General features: G+C 68.9%; 18 protein-coding genes and 1 pseudogene. 6 read left to right on the forward strand and 13 right to left on the reverse strand.

Annotated features, from left to right (window positions below; translation table 11 throughout):
- Nucleotides 1–28: 28 nt before the first annotated feature.
- The 5 genes from OHA10_RS09255 to hutH all read right to left on the reverse strand — a co-directional run bounded on the left by OHA10_RS09255 (nt 29) and on the right by hutH (nt 5,681).
- Complete coding sequence (locus tag OHA10_RS09255; protein ID WP_134110521.1) at nt 29–679, reverse strand: ABC transporter permease; 651 nt, start codon at nt 677–679, stop codon at nt 29–31.
- A 1-nt stretch (nt 680) separates the two neighbouring features.
- Complete coding sequence (locus OHA10_RS09260; protein WP_371405755.1) at nt 681–1,337, reverse strand: ABC transporter permease; 657 nt, start codon at nt 1,335–1,337, stop codon at nt 681–683.
- Complete coding sequence (locus OHA10_RS09265; protein WP_371405756.1) at nt 1,334–2,332, reverse strand: ABC transporter ATP-binding protein; 999 nt, start codon at nt 2,330–2,332, stop codon at nt 1,334–1,336. Before OHA10_RS09265 ends, OHA10_RS09260 begins: the two co-directional genes overlap by 4 nt.
- Before the next feature lie 135 nt (nt 2,333–2,467).
- The gene (gene hutU, locus OHA10_RS09270) at nt 2,468–4,123 is read right to left on the reverse strand and encodes a urocanate hydratase (protein ID WP_371405757.1); all 1,656 of its coding nucleotides are present in this window, start codon (nt 4,121–4,123) and stop codon (nt 2,468–2,470) included.
- A 16-nt stretch (nt 4,124–4,139) separates the two neighbouring features.
- Nucleotides 4,140–5,681: a histidine ammonia-lyase gene (gene hutH, locus OHA10_RS09275; protein WP_371405758.1), complete on the reverse strand. Its 1,542-nt coding sequence runs from the start codon at nt 5,679–5,681 to the stop codon at nt 4,140–4,142.
- A 107-nt stretch (nt 5,682–5,788) separates the two neighbouring features.
- On the opposite strand from hutH, the gene OHA10_RS09280 reads away from it, so the two are divergent.
- Genes OHA10_RS09280 through OHA10_RS09290 form a run of 3 tightly spaced genes read left to right on the forward strand, consistent with a single transcriptional unit; the run spans nt 5,789 to nt 7,648 of the window.
- On the forward strand, nt 5,789–6,679 hold the full coding sequence (locus OHA10_RS09280; RefSeq protein ID WP_371405759.1) for a GNAT family N-acetyltransferase: 891 nt from the start codon (nt 5,789–5,791) through the stop codon (nt 6,677–6,679).
- On the forward strand, nt 6,676–6,864 hold the full coding sequence (locus tag OHA10_RS09285) for a hypothetical protein (RefSeq protein WP_371405760.1): 189 nt from the start codon (nt 6,676–6,678) through the stop codon (nt 6,862–6,864). The genes OHA10_RS09280 and OHA10_RS09285 overlap by 4 nt, the downstream gene beginning before the upstream one ends.
- A 25-nt stretch (nt 6,865–6,889) precedes the next feature.
- Complete coding sequence (locus OHA10_RS09290) at nt 6,890–7,648, forward strand: IclR family transcriptional regulator (protein ID WP_371405761.1); 759 nt, start codon at nt 6,890–6,892, stop codon at nt 7,646–7,648.
- Between the two features lie 116 nt (nt 7,649–7,764).
- Here OHA10_RS09290 and OHA10_RS09295 read toward each other — a convergent pair whose 3' ends face one another.
- The gene (locus tag OHA10_RS09295; protein ID WP_371405762.1) at nt 7,765–9,186 is read right to left on the reverse strand and encodes an aromatic amino acid lyase; all 1,422 of its coding nucleotides are present in this window, start codon (nt 9,184–9,186) and stop codon (nt 7,765–7,767) included.
- An 88-nt stretch (nt 9,187–9,274) separates the two neighbouring features.
- Here OHA10_RS09295 and OHA10_RS09300 point away from each other — a divergent pair, with 88 nt between their 5' ends.
- On the forward strand, nt 9,275–9,640 hold the full coding sequence (locus OHA10_RS09300; RefSeq protein ID WP_371405763.1) for a nuclear transport factor 2 family protein: 366 nt from the start codon (nt 9,275–9,277) through the stop codon (nt 9,638–9,640).
- A gap of 47 nt (nt 9,641–9,687) precedes the next feature.
- Here the strand turns inward: OHA10_RS09300 and OHA10_RS09305 are convergent, their stop codons facing one another.
- Nucleotides 9,688–9,933 (reverse strand): type B 50S ribosomal protein L31, encoded by a 246-nt coding sequence (locus OHA10_RS09305; RefSeq protein ID WP_371405764.1) that lies wholly within the window; start codon nt 9,931–9,933, stop codon nt 9,688–9,690.
- Complete coding sequence (locus OHA10_RS09310) at nt 9,930–11,012, reverse strand: GTP-binding protein (protein ID WP_371405765.1); 1,083 nt, start codon at nt 11,010–11,012, stop codon at nt 9,930–9,932. The genes OHA10_RS09305 and OHA10_RS09310 overlap by 4 nt, the downstream gene beginning before the upstream one ends.
- A gap of 124 nt (nt 11,013–11,136) precedes the next feature.
- On the opposite strand from OHA10_RS09310, the gene rpmG reads away from it, so the two are divergent.
- Both rpmG and rpsN read left to right on the forward strand, forming a co-directional pair.
- Nucleotides 11,137–11,304: a 50S ribosomal protein L33 gene (gene rpmG / locus OHA10_RS09315; protein ID WP_371405766.1), complete on the forward strand. Its 168-nt coding sequence runs from the start codon at nt 11,137–11,139 to the stop codon at nt 11,302–11,304.
- Nucleotides 11,305–11,609 (forward strand): annotated as a pseudogene (rpsN, locus tag OHA10_RS09320) (30S ribosomal protein S14).
- 54 nt (nt 11,610–11,663) lie between these two features.
- On the opposite strand, the gene OHA10_RS09325 reads toward rpsN, so the two are convergent.
- From OHA10_RS09325 to kdpB, 5 genes are read right to left on the reverse strand one after another with little or no spacing between them, the layout of a single operon-like run.
- Entirely contained in the window at nt 11,664–12,506 is an 843-nt protein-coding gene (locus tag OHA10_RS09325; RefSeq protein WP_371405767.1) for a hypothetical protein, read from the reverse strand.
- A gap of 53 nt (nt 12,507–12,559) precedes the next feature.
- Nucleotides 12,560–13,237 carry a response regulator gene (locus OHA10_RS09330; protein ID WP_371405768.1) on the reverse strand — a complete coding sequence of 226 codons (678 nt, stop codon included), beginning with the start codon at nt 13,235–13,237 and terminating at the stop codon, nt 12,560–12,562.
- Nucleotides 13,234–15,804 carry a DUF4118 domain-containing protein gene (locus OHA10_RS09335; protein WP_371405769.1) on the reverse strand — a complete coding sequence of 857 codons (2,571 nt, stop codon included), beginning with the start codon at nt 15,802–15,804 and terminating at the stop codon, nt 13,234–13,236. The genes OHA10_RS09330 and OHA10_RS09335 overlap by 4 nt, the downstream gene beginning before the upstream one ends.
- A gap of 17 nt (nt 15,805–15,821) precedes the next feature.
- On the reverse strand, nt 15,822–16,454 hold the full coding sequence (kdpC, locus tag OHA10_RS09340; RefSeq protein ID WP_371405770.1) for a K(+)-transporting ATPase subunit C: 633 nt from the start codon (nt 16,452–16,454) through the stop codon (nt 15,822–15,824).
- Between the two features lie 14 nt (nt 16,455–16,468).
- Complete coding sequence (kdpB, locus tag OHA10_RS09345; protein ID WP_371407919.1) at nt 16,469–18,481, reverse strand: potassium-transporting ATPase subunit KdpB; 2,013 nt, start codon at nt 18,479–18,481, stop codon at nt 16,469–16,471.
- Nucleotides 18,482–18,492: the final 11 nt, after the last annotated feature.

Raw genomic sequence — 18,492 nt, forward strand, 5'->3', positions numbered from 1 at the left:
CTCAAGTTCAGCAGGTAGGACGGACAGTTCAGCCGATCTTCAGCCCTTCGGAGACCGTGATCCGCCCGATCAGTGCGAAGACCGCGTCCAGCACGATCGCAAGCAGCGCCACCAGCAGCGCGCCGGTGAACATCTGCGGGAAGTCGCGGAGCTTCAGCCCGTCGACCACGTAACGGCCGAGGCCGCCGAGTGACACCAGCGCGGCGATCGTCGCGGTCGAGACGATCTGCAGGGTGGCGCTCCGGATGCCGGAGATGATCAGCGGCAGCCCGATCGGGATCTCCACCTTGGTCAGGATCTCGCGTCCGGTCATCCCCATCCCCCGCGCCGCGTCGATCGTGGCCGGATCGACACCGGACAGACCGGCGTACGTCGAGGCCAGGATCGGCGGGATGCCCAGCGCGACCAGCGCGATCAGTACCGGCAGGAAGCCGATCTGGTTGGTCAGCAGGACCGCGATCATCAGCAGACCGAGGCTCGGCAGCGCACGGGCCGCGTTGCCGAGGTTGATCGCCAGGAACGCCCCGCGCCGGGTGTGCCCGATCCGCAATCCGATCGGTAGCGCGATCACCACGGAGAGTCCGAGAGCGGCAAACGTGTACCAGAGGTGCTGGAGGATCCGCGCCCAGATCCCCTCGTTGCCGGACCAGTTGTACGAGTCGGTCAGGTACTGCCACATGTCAGGCCACCTCCGCCACAGGTGTGGAAACCCGAGCCCAAGGAGTCAATACCCGCTGCAGCGACACCAGGATCAGGTCCGCGACCAGCGCCAGGGCCAGTGAGAGCACGACTCCGACCAGCACCGGCGTCAGGAAGTCCTTCTGGAAGCCGAGCGTGAACAGCTCACCCAGACCGCCGATCCCGATCACCGCGCCGACGCTCACCATCGAGATGTTCGCGACCGTGACCACCCGCAGCCCGGTGAAGATCACCGGTACGGCGATCGGCAGGTCGACCGCGACCAGCCGGTGCAACGACCCGTACCCGACCGCGATCGCGGACTGCCGTACGTCGGGTGGCACGGAGCGCAGTCCGTCGATCACGTTCCGGATCAGCAGCGACACCGTATAGATGGTCAGCGCGACGATGATGTTGATCGTCGACAGCACCTTGGTGCCGAGGATCGCCGGGATCACGATGAACAGCGCGATCGACGGCAACGAGTACAGCAGGCCGCCGAACGCGATCAGCGGGTTCGCCAACCAGGAGTACCGCGTGGCGACGTACCCCAACGGCACCGAGATGATCAGCCCGAGGATCACCGGGATGATCGCCAGGTAGATGTGCTCGCGCAGTTGCTCCCAGATCAGCCCGAGGTTATCGCCTATCCACGTCATGACCGGAGAGCCTCTGCGACTCCGGCCTGGTCGATGACGCCGATGGCCCTGCCCTCGTCGTCCACGCAGACGCCACAACCGGTCGGCGACGTGAGTACCGCGTCCAGCGCCGCGCGCAACGAATCGCCGCGCTTGAACACCGCGCCGAGCGGCAACAGCTCACCGGACCCGTTCTTCCAGCCGACGGGTATGCCGTCCTTCAACGCCAGCTCGTCCGGAACCGGTTGCACGGGCAACGATTCGGGATGCACGAACGTCAGCGCCCGGTAACCGCGATCCTGGCCGACGAACCCGCGGACGAAGTCGTCGGCCGGCTCGCCGAGCAGCTCGGCCGGCGGCGCGAACTGGGCCAGCTTCCCGCCGACCTGCAGTACTGCGACGTTGTCGCCGAGCTTGATCGCCTCGTCGATGTCGTGGGTGACGAACACGATCGTCTTGCCGATGTCGCGCTGCAGCCGCAGCAGCTCCTCCTGCAACTGATGCCGGACGATCGGGTCGACCGCACTGAACGGCTCGTCCATCAGCATCACCGCCGGATCGGCCGCCAGCGCGCGGGCGACACCGACTCGTTGCTGCTGGCCACCGGACAGCTGGGCCGGATACCGCTCGGCCAGCTTGACGTCCAGGCCGACGCGTTCGAGCAGCTCCATCGCCGTACTGTGCGCCTTGCGTTTGTCCCAGCCGAGCAGCTTCGGGACGGTGGCGACGTTGTCGACAACGGTCTTGTGCGGGAACAGGCCGGCGTTCTGGATCACGTACCCGATCCCCCGGCGCAGTGTGACCGGGTCCTGGGAGTTGATGTCCTCGCCGTCGATCGAGATCGTCCCGCTGGTCCGCTCGATGGTGCGATTGATCATCCGCAGCGACGTGGTCTTGCCGCACCCGGAGGGCCCGACGAACACCGTGATCTGGTTGCTCGGGATCCGCAGGGACAGTTTGTCGACGGCGACGGTGCCGTCCGGGTACTGCTTGGTGACGTCCTCGAACTCGATCATGGCGCCCCTTCGCGCTGGTCATCGGTCGCCCGAAAGACCCTAGCGGAACCTCAGACCGAAACCACGCGATCGCATGGTTTCTCGCCCCTTGGAAAAGTGCACCGTAGCACTAGAGATTGCCACGGTCGCACACAGTCAGCTTTCCCGCATCGGGATGCGCACACCCCGCTGGTCGGCGACCTCGACAGCCTTCTCGTAGCCGGCGTCGACGTGACGGATCACACCCATCGCCGGGTCGTTGGTGAGCACCCGCTCCAGCTTCTGCCGGGCCAGATCGGTGCCATCGGCAACAGATACCTGGCCGGCGTGGATGGACCGGCCGATACCGACGCCGCCGCCGTGGTGGATCGACACCCAGGAAGCACCGCTGGCCACGTTCACCATCGCGTTCAGCAACGGCCAGTCCGCGATCGCGTCCGAACCGTCGAGCATGCCTTCGGTCTCCCGGTACGGCGATGCCACGCTGCCGGTGTCCAGGTGATCGCGACCGATCACGATCGGCGCCTCGAGCTCGCCGGAGGCAACCATCTCGTTGAACCGCACCCCGGCCTTGTCCCGCTCGCCCTGTCCGAGCCAGCAGATCCGCGCCGGCAGCCCCTGGAACGCGACCCGCTCGCCGGCCAGCTTGATCCACCGGGTCAGGTGCTCGTTGTCCGGGAACAGGTCCAGGATCGCTTGATCGGTCTTCGCGATGTCGGCCGGGTTGCCGGACAGCGCGGCCCACCGGAACGGGCCCTTTCCTTCACAGAACAACGGCCGGATGTACGCCGGTACGAAGCCGGGGAACTCGAACGCCCGGGAGTACCCCGCCTTGCGCGCCTCGTCCCGGATCGAGTTGCCGTAGTCGAACACCTCGGCGCCCGCGTCCTGGAATCCGACCATCGCGGCGACATGCCGAGCCATCGACGCCTGCGCGCGCTCGGTGAACCCAGCCGGGTCCTTCTCCCGGGCGGTCGCCCAGTCGTCGAAGTCGATGCCCACCGGCAGGTACATCAGCGGGTCGTGCGCCGAGGTCTGGTCGGTGACGATGTCGATCGGCGCACCCAGTTCCAGCAGCTCCGGCACGATCACCGCGGCGTTGCCGAGGACACCGATCGACAACGGCCGGCGGGCCTTCTTGGCCTCCTCGGCCAGCCGCAGCGCGTCGTCCAGGTCCTTCGCCCGTACGTCGAGGTAGCGGTGCTCGATCCGGCGGTCGATCCGCGACGAGTCGACGTCGATGCAGATCGCGACGCCGTCGTTCATCGTGACGGCCAGCGGCTGCGCGCCGCCCATGCCGCCGAGGCCCGCGGTCAGCGTGATGGTGCCGGCCAGCGTGCCGCCGAAGCGCTTCTCGGCGACCGCGCCGAACGTCTCGTACGTACCTTGCAGGATGCCCTGGGTACCGATGTAGATCCACGAGCCGGCCGTCATCTGGCCGTACATCGTGAGGCCCATCGCCTCGAGCTTGCGGAACTCCTCCCAGGTGGCCCAATCGCCGACCAGGTTCGAGTTCGCGATCAGCACCCGCGGCGCCCACTCGTGCGTCTGCATCACACCGACCGGCTTGCCGGACTGGACGAGCATGGTCTCGTCGTCCTTCAGCGTGGTCAGTGTCCGGACCATCGCGTCGAACGAGTTCCAGTCGCGGGCCGCTTTACCGGAACCGCCGTACACGACGAGCTCGTCGGGGTGCTCGGCGACCTCGGGGTCGAGGTTGTTCTGCAGCATCCGCAGTGCGGCTTCCTGCTGCCAACCGCGAGCGGTGAGGGTGGTGCCGCGGGGCGCGCGCACAGGACGTGGTCCGGACATGGGTGATCCAGCCTTTCTAGTTCAGCGGACCGGTGACGGTCTCGGCAGCATCGATATAGGTGCCATCAGCAACAAGTTGGACGGAGTGCTCGATCTCTGGAGCGAGATGCCGGTCGGTTCCAGGGCCTTCGACATACCGGCGGAGTGCGTCCTTGGCCGCGGCGGTCGCCGGGGCCGGGGTGAGCGGCGCGCGCAGGTCGAGTGCCCGCGCGGCGGTGAGGATCTCGATCGCCAGCACCCGCTGCAGGCCGTCGACCGACTTGCGCAGCTTGCGGGCTGCGGACCATCCCATCGAGACGTGGTCCTCCTGCATCGCGCTGCTCGGGATCGAGTCGACGCTGGCGGGTACGGCGAGACGCTTGAGCTCGGACACGATCGCGGCCTGGGTGTACTGCGCGATCATGTGACCGCTGTCGACACCGGGATCGTCGGCCAGGAAGGCGTTCAGGCCGTGGTTGCGCGCTACGTCGAGGAAACGGTCGGTACGACGTTCGCTGATGCTCGCCAGGTCGGCGACCGCGATGGCGAGGAAGTCGAGCACGTACCCGACCGGGGCGCCGTGGAAGTTGCCGTTGGACTCGACGCGGCCGTCCTTCAGTACGACGGGGTTGTCGATCGCGGCGGCGAGCTCGCGGTCGGCAACACTCGCTGCGTGGGCGGCGGTGTCGCGGGCTGCGCCGTGGACCTGCGGGGAGCACCTCAATGAATAGGCATCCTGGACGCGGTTGCAGTCCGGACCGCGGTGGCTCGCGACGATCGCGCTGTCCTTGAGGATCGTGCGGAGGTTCGCGGCGGACGCGGCCTGGCCGGGGTGCGGGCGCAGGGCCTGCAGGTCCTCGGCGAACACGCGGTCGGTGGCGAGCTGGGCCTCGACGCTCATCGCGGCGGCGAGGTCGGCGGTCTTGAAGAGCCGGTCGAGGTCGGCGAGCGCGAGGACCAGCATGCCGAGCATGCCGTCGGTCCCGTTGATCAGGGCGAGACCTTCCTTCTCCGCGAGCACGACCGGCGCCAGGCCGTTCTGCTGCAGGGCTTCGCCGGCGTCGAGAAGGTTGCCATCGGCATCACGGACCTTGCCTTCACCGAGGATCGCGAGGGCGACGTGGGACAGCGGTGCGAGATCGCCGGAGCAGCCGAGGCTGCCGTACTCGTGCACGACCGGGGTCAGGTGCGCGTTGAGGAGACCGGCGTACGCCTGGGCCGTCTCGACCTTCACGCCCGTACGGCCCGTCGCGAGGGTCGACAGTCGGAGCAGGGCAAGCGCCCGTACGACCTCGGTCTCCACCTCGGGGCCTGAGCCGGCCGCGTGCGAGCGGATCAGGCTGCGCTGCAACTGGGCCCGCAGCTCCGGCGCGATGTGCCGCGTCGCGAGTGCACCGAACCCGGTCGAGACGCCGTAGTGCGGGGTGTCCGCATGGGCCAGCGCCTCGATCGCGGCGCGTGACTTCGCGATCTCCTCCAGGGCCTGGTCATCGATCCGTACCTGCGCGCCGTACCGCGCGACCGCGACCACCTCGGCCGGGGTCAGCGGTCCGATGCCGACAATCACCGTGTCTTCCACCCGATCATTGGACCGCGCCGGGATGCTCCTCGGCAGCAGCGGCATACCAGTTTCTGTCTCGGATCTGAGACGTCAAGTGTGGACCCGCGAACACATAGGGTCATGCCATGGTGTTCGAGATCCGGCCGGCGCGGCCGGCGGACGCGGTCGGCGTCGCCCAGGTCTGGGCTGCCGTGATGCCGCATCTGGTGAAGTCGGCGCGAGCCATCGAGACCGAACTGCGAGGCGGCCGGAGCCGGGTGATCCTGCTCGCCATGGACGGTCCGGACGTGGTCGGGTACTCGAACCTCTACCTCCCCGAGGCAGGCGTGGCCGGTGCGCGGGTGCGGATCACCGTCCAGGTGCCACCGTCGCAGCGCAAGCGCGGGATCGGCACTGCGTTGCTGACCGCGATCTCTGCGGAGGCTGCCACCGCCGGGGCCGGCCGGCTCCTGGTCGCTGTGGCTGAGGACTCCAAGGCCTTCGCGGAGAAGCGTGGGTTCACACTGGGGCGGCGGATGAGCCATTCCGCCGCCGACCTGCGCGAGGCCCGCGAGCCGGTCGCGCCGCCGGCCGGGGTACGTCTGGCCACCTACGACGAACTGGAGCCGCGGCAGGTGTTCGACGCCGAGATCCAGGTGCGGGACGACGATCCGAGCGGGTTCTCCGGCGGACCGGCGTACGACGAGTGGGTGAAGGTGTCGTGGAACAACCCGGACATCCGGCGGGACCTGAGCTTCGCCGTACTGGACGGCGATCGGGTGCTGTCGTTCGTGACCACGACCGCGGATCCGGACCGCGGGGTGATCTGGTCGAATCTGACCGGCACGATCCCGTCGGACCGCGGGCGCGGACTGGCGAAGGTGGTGAAGTCACACGCGCTGGCCGCGGCCCGGGACGCGGGGTTCGTCACGGCATCGACCGGGAACGACGCGGGGAATCTTCCGATGCTCGCGGTGAACAAGTGGCTCGGCTACCGGACGACGTCCGGCGCGTGGACTGCGGAGAAGGCCCTGTGAAGCGGCTCGTCATCTCGTTGCTCTTCTTCCTGGTCGTGTCGGTTGCGGTCGGGTTGCTGGTCTCGGGCTCGGAGTTCCTGGACTGGGGTGTCGCCGGCGGGTTGTTCGCGATCGCGGTCGCGGGTGAGGGGCTGCGGTTCTGGTTGCGACGGAGCCGCGCGAAGAAACGCCAATCCGGGATCTAAGGCGGGAGCGGGTTACCCTGCCGTTGTGAGCGGCAACGTTCCCGCCTCGACCCGCACGCTGCGGGTGCTGACGTTCCTGGCCACCCAGCCCGGTCCGGTACCGATGGAGCGCATCGCCTCCGCGGTCGGCCTGCCGCGCTCGTCGACGTACCACTTGCTGCGGGCAATGATCGACGAGGGGTTCGTCGTGCATCTGCCCGAGGAGAAGCGGTACGGGCTCGGGGTCGCGGCGTTCGAGATCGGGTCGGCGTACCTGCGGCACGATCCGCTGGAGCGGTTGGCGCGGCCGCTGTTGGTGCAGCTGGTGCACGAGGTGGGTCAAACGGCGCATCTCGGAGTACTGCACGGTCGGGAGCTGGTCTATCTGCTGAAAGAGCAGCCGCCGCGACCGGTGACTCTGGTGACCGACGTCGGGGTGCGCCTACCCGCCACCCTCACCGCATCCGGCCGAGCCCTCCTCGCCGAGCTCCCGCCCGCGCAGGTGCGTGCTCTCTTCCCCACTCCCGAGTCCTTCGTCCGTCGCACAGATCTCGGCCCGCAGACCCTCACCCAGCTCCGCCGCCTACTAGCCGACGAGAAACGCCAAGGATTCGCCGTCGAGGACTCCTTCATCACCCCCGGCATGGCATCCGTCGCGAGCGCAGCCGTAGACCACGCCGGCCATCCGGCGGCCGCCATCAGCGTCACCTTCCGCGCCGACGCCGTCCCCCCACCGGACCGCCCCCAACTGGCCCACCGAATCCGCCAAGCCGCCACCGCCCTCTCCCGCCGCCTCCACGGCTAGGCCCCCGCGCGCGGCTCTGGATGGGTGCCGACGAACGGGTAGTGGTGCCGTGGATCGCCCCTTGGTGGGGTGAGCGGAGCGGGACTGAGCCGGACAGTACCCGTCCTTCGGTACGCCTAGCCGGACTCGGCCGGGTGTTCGACCTGGCGGTCGCCCCATTGGGTCAGGACGCCGCGGGCTATTTCCAGGTCCTCCCGGAGGGAGCGGTCGGCCAGGCTGGCCGGCAGGACCGCCAGGGCGTCGGCCAGCCATGGACCGACGGACGCAGGGGCGAGGTCGTCGGGGGTCAGGCCGGCCAGACGGATCGCGCGTACGGCGGTGACGAGCTCGCTGGCGAGGACCTCGCGGAGAGCATCCAGCAACTGAGCAGTCAGTACTGCGGCCTGTGGCGCGAAGCTCGCGTGGAGCTCGGCGCCCCGCGACAGCGTCGCCGTGCCCAGCGTCGCGGGCTGGGCGGCCGAGCGGACCGCGGCGAGCGCGTCATGGGCGACGTACTCGATCATCATCACGCCCGAGCTCGCCTCCGCTCCGCTGGCCAGGAACCGGCTCAGGCCGGTGTAGTCGGGATCGACCAGATTCGCGACGCGCGTGGTCGAGAGAGTTGCCACGCTGTGCAGACTGAGCCGCAGCGAGTCGAGGGCGAGCGCGATCGGCATCGCGTGCCAGTTGCCGTTGTGCAGCACGGTATCGCCGGCCACCAGCGGATTCTCCGCGGCCGCGTTGATGTCGATCCGCACACTGTTGCCCAAGGCATCGGAATGGTCGACAGCCGGCCCGAGCACCTGCGCGAAAGCCCTCAACCCGAAGGGATCCTGGATGCGCGCGGGCGGCAGCGGCAGACCGTCGAGCAACCCGCGCATCCGGCGGGCGACCCGCACCTGCCCCGGCTGCGGACGCGCCTCGTGCACGCGGACGTCGTACACCTCGGCGTTCCCCCGCAGCGCGACGTGGGACAGCGCACCGACCAGCGGTACGACGTTGATCAGCGTGCCGGCCTCGACGTACGCGAGGCAGCACTCGGCGAGCGTGAGCGCATTGCTGGACAGCAGCGGGAGGGCACTGGTCCCGTCGATGACATCGCCCAGCGCGAGGCCGAGCTCGGCGAGCGGACCGAGGTCGCCGGTCCCGATCGCGCCGCCGCGATGCAGGTCGGGCAGGTCGTCGTCGTTGAGCAGGCCGACGATCGCGTCGGCCACCGCGGGGTCGAGTCCCGACCCGCCGGCGGCGAGCTGGTTGACCCGGATCAGCAGCCCGAGCCGGACGACGTCCTTCGGGTACGACGTCGTGCCGGTCGTACTGTGCGACCCGAGCAGCCGCGCGCCGTGCTCCGGGTCCGACGTGAGCACGTCACGGTTCGCGCCGACGCCGGTCGTCCGCCCGTACACCGGCCGCCGTCCCGCGACCTCGGCCACCACCGCGGCCGACTCCTCCATCCGCTTCCGGGCATCATCGCTCAGCCGGACCGCCGTACGCCGCTGCCCGAGCGCGACCGCCTCCAGCGGGCTCAGCCCGGCACCCGTCAGCTCAACCGGCTCCATCCCCACAGTGTGGAACCGCCCCGGCCCCCGAGGTAAGCGCCGCGCCCACCCCAACGTCTCGAACCCGAGACGGGTAAAAATCGGACCTATGACTGTTGAGGACGAAGTCCGCGCCGAGGCGGCCGAGGCGGACGTGGTGCTGATCGGCAACGACGCCGAGCTGATCGCGAACTGCTGGACCGACGACTGGGTCGCGGTCGATGCCACCGGGATCACACCCAAGGCGGACATCATCGGCTGGATCGCGTCTGGCCGGCTGCAGCATCACAGCATGACGACCGTCGGTGGCGAGCGGATCGCCCGGATCGGCGACACGGTCGTCCTCACCGCCCGGAAGGCGAGCTCGGGCAGCTGGGACGGGACGCCGTACGAAGTCGAGGAATGGATCAGCCAGGTCTACGTGCGCTCCAACGGACGCTGGCTGCAGGCGTTCTGCCACAAAGCGACAACATAGGAACAGCCCGTCGCCGAGGAGGCGACGGGCTGTGGAAAGACCAGGGGTTACTTCTGGCCGTAGCGCTTCTTGAACTTCTCCACGCGGCCCTGGGTGTCCATCACGCGCTGCTGGCCCGTGTAGAACGGGTGACTCGCGGACGAGATCTCGACGTCGACGACCGGGTAAGTGTTCCCGTCGTGCCAGACGACCGTCTCGCTGCTCTCGCGGGTCGAACCGGTGAGGAAGCTGAAGTTACCGGACTTGTCCCGGAAGACAACCCGGCGGTAGTCGGGGTGGATGTCCTTCTTCATGCTGCCGTACTTCCTTCCAGATAAGGGGCGAACGGGTCGGTCAGGGGATGGACCGCTTCATCCGCACGTAGCACACAACCGTCGAGGCGCTCGGTTAATTCCCGCAGATCCAGACCGGGCCCGGTGATCGACAGGTACGACGCGCGGTCGCCGTACTCGGGGTGCCACTCGAGGGCGGACCGGGCCTGGTGCTGCTGCCCGACCGACGGCCAGCGGTCCGCCGGGAGGTCGGCCAGCCACGGGCCGAGGACGCCGATCGAGATGTTCGTGCCGAAGCTGTCCCAGCTGAGCCGTTTGCGGTGCTGGGTCGCGATCCAGAGCGTGCCGCGACCGCGAGCGGACCCGGCGACCAGGTCCTCGAGGGCGTCGTACAGGCGCTCGGGATGAAACGGCCGATCGGATTGCCAGACCAGCGTCGGCACCTCGCCGTCCGTGGGTGCCGCGATCGAGCCGGGCTCGACGACGTTCCCGGGAGCATGCAGCCGTACGCCGAGCAGACCGGCCGGCGTGGTCCGGATCAGCAGCCGCGGATTGATCGCCTCCACCAGCGCGGCCGGATCCTCGCCACTCAGCACCGCCGCGTCGGCCGACTCCAGTTGCCGGACGACGACCTCGGCGATCGCGCGACCGTCCTCGGCCGCGGTCGGGATGCCGCGCTCCCGGATCAGTTCGTCGCCGGTCAGATCGGCGACCGCGGTGGCGGCATCGACGGTCGTGACGACCGCGTCGATCCGGAGGTCGTCGGCCGTCGCGAGCTCGGTCGCGATCGCCTGGGTGTCACCGGCGGCGGGGACGTTGACGATCGCGACGCCGTACCGCTCGATGGCCGCGATGCTGGAGAGCAGTTGGACGAGAGAGCCGCGCATCGCGCACGAGACACACGGGTGGTCCATGGTGATCACCTCGCGGTCGATCACGCCGGTCACAGTCCGGGCGACCCGTACGACGGAGCCCGCGCTGAGGCCGCTCACGTCGTACTCGACCAGGACGCCGGTCGGGCCGGCGGCAGCCAGCAGATTCCCCGCGACGGCGCCGCGGAAGTCCTCGTCGAGGCCCGTCAGCAAGGTCACCGGCAGCATCGACTCTCCAGTCTTGTTGAAAATGATTACCATTACAACGTACCCTGTCGGCCGGAATAGCCGCCACCCGGCCGGCGTTCATCGGAGTGTGGGTCACCCGCCAGGTGATCCGGGAAAGGACAGCATGGCCAAGCGCAACGACCTCCGCCCCATCATCAAGCTCCGCAGCACCGCAGGCACCGGCTTCACCTATGTAACGCGGAAGAACCGCCGGAACAATCCCGACCGGCTGATCATCCGTAAGTACGACCCGAAGCTGAAGCAGCACGTCGACTTCCGCGAAGAGCGGTAAATGGCAACGACCGCGAAGATCGCCCGTAACGAGCATCGCCGCCGGACCGTGGCCCACTACTCCGAGCGCCGGTCCTCGTTGAAGCGCGTCATCGCCGACCCCGGTACGTCGGCCGGCGACCGCGCCGAGGCGCGGCTGAAGCTCCAGAAGCTGCCGCGCGACGCGAGCCCGATCCGGGTCCGCAACCGCGACGCCGTCGACGGCCGCCCGCGCGGCTACATCGGCAAGGCGGGCATCTCGCGGGTTCGGTTCCGGGAGATGGCCCACCGCGGCGAACTGCCGGGATCACGAAGTCTTCCTGGTAACACGTCGAAGCCCCCCGCCGCAGCGGGGGGCTTCGCTGTTTCTGGAGACGGTTTCTAGAGACGGTTGTAGGCCTTCAGCGTCCGGAGGGCGCCGACTGTGACGATGCCGCGGTACTCGAGCGTGGCCGCCGGTCCGGGCGGTTCCCAGGTGATGGCCCAGCCGCCGTCGTCCTGCTGATCGGCGATCAGGCGGTCGAGGTGTGCATCGAGCTGTTCGTCGGTGAACAGCTGCTTCCAGAAGCTGTCCGGCGTCGGCGCGAGCTGCAGCGGCGTCACGCCGTACGTCGGATCCGCGGCGTCGGCGCGGAACCACTGCAGCTTCGGCAGCCAGTCGCGGACCCGATCGACGTCGACGTCCTCGGTGTGCTCCAGGAACTCCAGCGCCTCGTGCATCCCGTGGGCGTCCTCGGGGAACTCCTTCGCCAACTCGGCGGCACACCAGGCGCCGGCCTGGTCGCGCCAAGGATGCTCGACACCGAGCTGGTACAGCCGGCCGACCAGACCCGCGGTGGGGTTGATGCCGGGCTGGTAGGTCCATTCGGTGATGTGCTCGGCCCGCGGGTAGCCCTCCACCGCCGGACCGCAGAGCGGGACCGCGCCATCGGCGTTCGCGAGCTGGGCCAGCCAGTCGGTCGCCCGCCGGACCATCTCGTCGTCCCGAGCCCCCGCCGCGATCAGCGTGCTGAACGCGACCTCGACGTCGAGCGGCAGGCTGTCCGGACACCGCTTGTCCGGCTCCAGCCCCCACCCGAAGCCCCCGTCGGCGTTCTGGAACCCGCGCAGCGCGTCGATCACGCCTTGTGGGTCAGCGCCCTCGAAAACAGTGGCGAAGAGCCGACGCTCGAGCAGCCGAGCATCCCGCCGTACAAAGTCCCGACCTGCGGTGAAGATGTCCATGCCCCTACCCTCCCGCGGATCCCGCCGGAGGTCTTGAACGAAACGGACACCTCTCAGGGCTCGAAGCGGTAGCCCATGCCTGGTTCGGTGAGGAGGTGTTTGGGGCGGGCCGGGTCCGGTTCGAGTTTGCGGCGGAGCTGGCCCATGTAGAAGCGGAGGTTGCCGCTGGCGGTCTCGTAGCCGGGCCCCCAGACCTCGGTCAGTAGCTGGCGCTGGGACATCAGCTTCCCGGGGTTGCGGACCAGGACCTCGAGCAGGTGCCACTCGGTCGGGGTGAGGCGGATGTCCTCGCCGTTCTCCAGCGTGACGCGCTTCGCGGCCAGGTCGACGACCGAGCCGCCGACGGTCACCACAGGTTGGTCCTGGGCGAGGTTGCTGCGTCGGAGTACGGCGCGCATCCGGGCCAGGAGCTCGTCGATGCCGAACGGCTTGGTCACGTAGTCGTCCGCGCCGGCGTCCAGGGCCTCGACCTTGTCGGTCTGGTCGGTCCGCCCGGACAGCACCAGGATCGGCGCATCGGTCCAGCCGCGCAGCCCGCGGATCACGTCCACGCCGTCGAAGTCGGGCAGACCCAGGTCGAGGATCACCAGCTCGGGCGGGTGCTGCGCGGCGACCTTCAACGCCGACGTACCGGTGCCGGCCAGGTGCACCTCGTAACCACGCGCCTTCAGGTTGATCTGCAGAGCCCGCACGATCTGCGGCTCGTCGTCGACCACCAGCACTCTCGTCACTCTTGCTCCGATCGTTCGCGTGTTCCCGGGACCGGGGCGTCGGTCGGGCGGAGGACGGCGGTCGGCATGGTGACCACCATGGTCAGGCCGCCGCCCGGGGTGTCCTCGGGTAGCAGCGTGCCGTGCATCGCCTCGGCGAGGCCGCGGGCCAGCGCCAGTCCCAGCCCGACTCCGACCGTGTTGTCGGTGTCGCCGAGGCGCTGGAACGGCGCGAACATCCGGTTCCGGTCCTCGCGTGGGATCCCCGGTCCGCGGTCGATCACCCGGACCTCGACGATGTCGCCGAGCGCGCTGCCGGTGATCAGCGGCGGGCGGCCGGGCGGCGAGTAGCGGATCGCGTTCGCCAGCAGGTTTGCCACGACGCGCTCCAGCAGGGCCGGATCCGCCTCGACCAGCGGCAGCGTGTGCGGGATGTCGACCGTCACCTGGTCGGCTTCGTCACCCAGCTCGGCCAGTACGCCGGGCATGATCTCGTCCAGCGCCATCGGCCGCGTGAACACCGGCAGTACTCCGGCCTGCAGCCGACTCAGATCGAGCAGGTTGTCCACCAACCGCGACAACCGGTCCAGCGACTCGTCCGCGGTCTCCAGCAGCTCGGCCCGCTCGGACTCGGTCCACTCCACATCGTCGCTGCGCAGTGAAGTCACCGACGCCTTCGCCGACGCCAACGGGGAACGCAGGTCGTGGCCGACGGCCCGGAGCAACGCCGTACGCAGCTTGTCGGCCTCGGCGAGCGGCTTCGCCTCGGCGGCCGCTTCGCTCAACCGGGCCCGGTCGACCAGCGCGGCGGCGTGAGCCGCGAACGCTCCGACCAGCCGTCGCTCGTCGGCCTCGAGTTGATGACCTTGCAGCACCAGAACCAGGTCGTCCCGCGCCGGGATCTCCGCGTCGGCCTCCTCCGGACGGGTGCAGGTCAGGGAACCGGCCGAGGCCACCGGTCGCCAGATCTCGGTCAGTTCGTCGTCGTCCACGCGTTCCATCAGGCACGCCCCGGTCATCCCGAAGGCCTCGCGGACCCGTTCGAGCAGCGCGGGCAGGGCGGTCTCGCCTCGCAGTACCGATCCGGCCAAGGTCGCCAACGTCTCCGATTCCGCGGCCGCCCGGGCCGCCTGCCTGGTACGTCGTGCCGCCCGGTCGACGACCGAACTCACCATCGCGGCGACCAGGATGAAGATCACCAGCGCCAACGCATTGTTGAGCTCGGCGATCGTGAACGTCCGCTTCGGCGGGGTGAAGAACCAGTTGAGCACCAGCGACCCGCCGACCGCGGTCACCATCGCCGGCCACATCCCGCCGACGAGCGCGACCACAACCACCGCGAGCAGGAACGCCAGCACGTTGCTGGTCAGGTTGAGCGTGTCGCCGCCCAACCCGAGCACCAGCGCGAGCACCGGCGGCAGCACGATCGACAGCACGAAGCCCTGGATCTTCCGGCGCCGGGACAGACTTCCCCGCAACCGCGGCAACCGGCCGCGACCCATCAACGAGTGCGTGACGATGTGTACGTCGATATCGCCGGAGTCGCGGATCGTGGTGGCGCCGATCCCCGGCCCGGTGAACAGCGAGCCGATCCGCGAACGGCGACTGCCGCCGAGCACCAACTGGGTGGCGTTCTCGGCCTTCGCGAATGTCAGCAGGGCGGACGGGATGTCGTCGCCGACCACCTGGTGATAGGTCCCGCCGAGCTTCTCGACCAGGTTGCGCTGCTCGGCGAGCTTGCTCGGGTTCGCCCCGGTCAGGCCGTCGGAGCGCGCGACATGGACGGCGAGCAGGTCGCCTCCGGAGGATCGCGCGGCGATCCGGGCAGCGCGCCGGATCAGGGTCTCGCCCTCGGGACCGCCGGTCAGCGCGACCACGACCCGCTCCCGGGCCTCCCAGGTCGAGTCGATGTCGTGTTCCTGGCGGTACTGCTGCAGGCCCGCGTCGACCCGGTCGGCCAGCCAGAGCAGCGCCAGCTCACGTAGGGCGGACAGGTTGCCGACCCGGAAGTAGTTGCCCAGGGCAGCGTCGATCTTGTCCGCGGCGTACACGTTGCCGTGAGCCATCCGCCGGCGCAGCGCCTCCGGCGTCATGTCGACGAGCTCGATCTGGTCCGCGGCCCGGACCACCCGGTCCGGGACCGTCTCCTGCTGCGGTACGCCGGTGATCTTCTCGACCACGTCGTTGATCGACTCGAGGTGCTGGATGTTGACCGCCGAGATCACGTCGATCCCGGCGACCAGCAACTCCTCGATGTCCTGCCAGCGCTTCTCGTTCCGGCTGCCCGGGACGTTGGTGTGCGCCAGCTCGTCGACCAGCGCGACCTCCGGGCGGCGGGCCAGTACCGCGTCGATGTCCAGCTCGGTGAAGCTCGCGCCGCGGTAGTCGATGATCCGCCGCGGGATCACCTCGAGCCCGGTGAGCATCTCCGCGGTGTGCTGACGGCCGTGGGTCTCGACGAACCCGACCACCACGTCGGTCCCCCGGGCGAGGCGCCGTTGCCCCTCGCCCAGCATCTTGTACGTCTTCCCGACACCAGGCGCGGCACCCAGGTAGATCCGCAGATGCCCCCGGCCGTTCTTGCTCATACCTCCATGCTCTCAGTTCAGCCCAGCGCAGCCAGTGCGTTGTTGAGCGTGACAACGTTGACGACCGGCTCGCCGAGGAAGCCCAGCGTGCGGCCCTTCGTGTTGTCCTTCACCAGCTGCTGGACCTTCTCCACCGGCAGTCTCCGCTCACGGGCGACCCGGTTGACCTGCAGAGCGGCGTACGCCGGGCTGATGTCCGGGTCGAGGCCGCTGCCGCTCGCGGTGACCGCGTCCGGCGGTACCTGCGACGGGTCGACGCCCTCGAGCTTGGCGACGTCCTGCCGGCGCTGTTCGACCAGCTTGACCAGGTCCGGGTTGTTCGGCCCGTACTGCGAGGCCGCGCTGCCCATCCCGTCGTAGTCGACCGCGGACGGCCGGGTCTGGAACCACTTCGGGTCCGCGACCATGATCGCCTTGCCGTCGGCATCCTTCTTGCCGGAGTCCATCGTGTACGCCTGGCCGATCAGGTCGGAGGCGACGTCCTTGCCGTTGACCTTGACGATCGACCCGTTCGCGTTGCTGTGGAAGACGGCCTGCGCGACCCCGGTCATCACCAGCGGGTAGACGATCCCGAGGATCGCCGTGAACACGAGCAGCGCCCGTAGCGCCACCCCGAACTGCCGGACCGAGCCGGGCAGATTGCTTGCCATGGACAACTAGCCTTTCAGCGGAGACCGGGGATCAAGGAGATCACCAGGTCCAGGAGTTTGATTCCGACGAACGGGCTGATCAGACCGCCGACGCCGTAGATCAGCAGGTTCCGGCGCAACATCGCCGAGGCCGACGACGGCTTGTACCGGACCCCGCGCAGCGCCAGCGGCACCAGCGCGACGATCACCAGCGCGTTGAACACGATGGCCGACACGATCGCCGACTCCGGCGAGTGCAGCCCCATGATGTTGAGCTTGTCCAGTCCCGGGTACGCCGAGGCGAACAGCGCCGGCAGGATCGCGAAGTACTTGGCCACGTCGTTCGCGATCGAGAACGTGGTCAGCGATCCGCGGGTGATCAGCAACTGCTTGCCGATCTCGACGATCTCGATCAGCTTGGTCGGGTTCGAGTCGAGGTCGACCATGTTGCCGGCCTCTTTCGCGGCCGAGGTGCCGGAGTTCATCGCCACGCCGACATCGGCCTGGGCCAGCGCCGGCGCGTCGTTGGTGCCGTCACCGGTCATCGCGACCAGCCGGCCGCCCTCCTGCTCCCTCTTGATCAGCGCCATCTTGTCCTCGGGCGTCGCCTCGGCCAGGAAGTCGTCGACCCCGGCCTCCTCGGCGATCGCCTTCGCGGTCAGCTGGTTGTCACCGGTGATCATCACGGTCCGGATGCCCATCGCGCGCATCTGGTCGAACCGCTCCCGCATGCCTTCCTTGACCACGTCCTTGAGGTGGATGACACCGAGCGGACGAGCCTTGCCGTTGATGCTCTCGGCAACGACCAGCGGCGTACCACCGGAGGCCGAGATACCGTCGACGATCTCGCCGAGTTGGGTGTCGATCGTGCCGCCGCGCTGGTTGATCCAGGCGTTGACCGCTCCGGCCGCACCCTTGCGGATCTGCCGGTCATCGACGTCGACGCCGCTCATCCGGGTCTGCGCGGTGAACTCCACGAAGGTTGCGTGCGGCAACTCTCCGGTGTGACGCTCACGCAGTCCGTATCCGGTCTTCGCCAGTACGACGATCGACCGGCCTTCCGGCGTCTCGTCGGCGAGGCTGGACAGCTGTGCCGCGTCGGCGAGCTCGGTGTCGGTGACACCCTTGACCGGGATGAACTCCGCGGCCTGCCGGTTGCCCAGCGTGATGGTGCCGGTCTTGTCCAGCAGCAGCGTGTTCACGTCGCCGGCAGCCTCGACCGCACGGCCGGACATCGCCAGTACGTTGCGCTGCACCAGCCGGTCCATGCCGGCGATACCGATCGCCGACAGCAGCGCGCCGATCGTGGTCGGGATCAGGCAGACCAGCAGGGCCACCAGGATCACGATGTTCAGATCGACGTGCGCGTAGTTCGCGAAGGTCGGCAGCGTCACGGTCGCGATCAGGAACACGATCGTCAGGCTGGCCAGCAGGATGTTCAGGGCGATCTCGTTGGGCGTCTTCTGCCGCGACGCGCCCTCGACCAGCGCGATCATCCGGTCGATGAAGCTCTCACCGGGCTTGGTGGTGATCTTCACGACGATCCGGTCCGACAGCACCTTGGTGCCACCGGTAACAGCGCTCCGGTCACCACCGGACTCACGGATGACCGGGGCCGACTCGCCGGTGATCGCCGACTCGTCGACACTCGCGACACCCTCGACGACGTCACCGTCGCCCGGGATGATCTGCCCGGCCTCGACGACCACGAGGTCGCCGAGCTTCAGCTGGGTCGCGGGGACCTCCTCCTCGCGGTCGCCGATCAACCGGCGGGCGGTCGTCTCGGTCTTGGCCCGGCGCAGCGTCTCGGCCTGGGCCTTGCCCCGGCCTTCCGCGACGGCCTCGGCCAGGTTGGCGAAGATCACGGTCAGCCAGAGCCAGACCACGATCCACCAGACGAAGACACTCGAGTCGGTGAAGGCGAAGATCGTCGACGCGACCGCACCCACCTCGACCACGAACATGACCGGGTTCTTCACCATCACCCGCGGGTCGAGCTTGCGCACCGCGTCCGGCAGGGCGGTGAGCAGCATCTTCGGGTCGAACAGGCCCGAAGATG

The organism is Kribbella sp. NBC_00662 (genome assembly GCF_041430295.1).
Classification (GTDB): domain Bacteria; phylum Actinomycetota; class Actinomycetes; order Propionibacteriales; family Kribbellaceae; genus Kribbella.

Bases quoted from the DNA above. Each gene is read 5' to 3' on its own strand.
- OHA10_RS09255 (WP_134110521.1), bottom strand. From the start codon at position 679: ATGTGGCAGTACCTGACCGACTCGTACAACTGGTCCGGCAACGAGGGG.
- OHA10_RS09260 (WP_371405755.1), bottom strand. From the start codon at position 1,337: ATGACGTGGATAGGCGATAACCTCGGGCTGATCTGGGAGCAACTGCGC.
- OHA10_RS09265 (WP_371405756.1), bottom strand. From the start codon at position 2,332: ATGATCGAGTTCGAGGACGTCACCAAGCAGTACCCGGACGGCACCGTC.
- hutU (WP_371405757.1), bottom strand. From the start codon at position 4,123: ATGTCCGGACCACGTCCTGTGCGCGCGCCCCGCGGCACCACCCTCACC.
- OHA10_RS09280 (WP_371405759.1), top strand. From the start codon at position 5,789: ATGGTGTTCGAGATCCGGCCGGCGCGGCCGGCGGACGCGGTCGGCGTC.
- OHA10_RS09295 (WP_371405762.1), bottom strand. From the start codon at position 9,186: ATGGAGCCGGTTGAGCTGACGGGTGCCGGGCTGAGCCCGCTGGAGGCG.
- OHA10_RS09300 (WP_371405763.1), top strand. From the start codon at position 9,275: ATGACTGTTGAGGACGAAGTCCGCGCCGAGGCGGCCGAGGCGGACGTG.
- OHA10_RS09305 (WP_371405764.1), bottom strand. From the start codon at position 9,933: ATGAAGAAGGACATCCACCCCGACTACCGCCGGGTTGTCTTCCGGGAC.
- OHA10_RS09310 (WP_371405765.1), bottom strand. From the start codon at position 11,012: ATGCTGCCGGTGACCTTGCTGACGGGCCTCGACGAGGACTTCCGCGGC.
- rpmG (WP_371405766.1), top strand. From the start codon at position 11,137: ATGGCCAAGCGCAACGACCTCCGCCCCATCATCAAGCTCCGCAGCACC.
- OHA10_RS09325 (WP_371405767.1), bottom strand. From the start codon at position 12,506: ATGGACATCTTCACCGCAGGTCGGGACTTTGTACGGCGGGATGCTCGG.
- OHA10_RS09335 (WP_371405769.1), bottom strand. From the start codon at position 15,804: ATGAGCAAGAACGGCCGGGGGCATCTGCGGATCTACCTGGGTGCCGCG.
- kdpC (WP_371405770.1), bottom strand. From the start codon at position 16,454: ATGGCAAGCAATCTGCCCGGCTCGGTCCGGCAGTTCGGGGTGGCGCTA.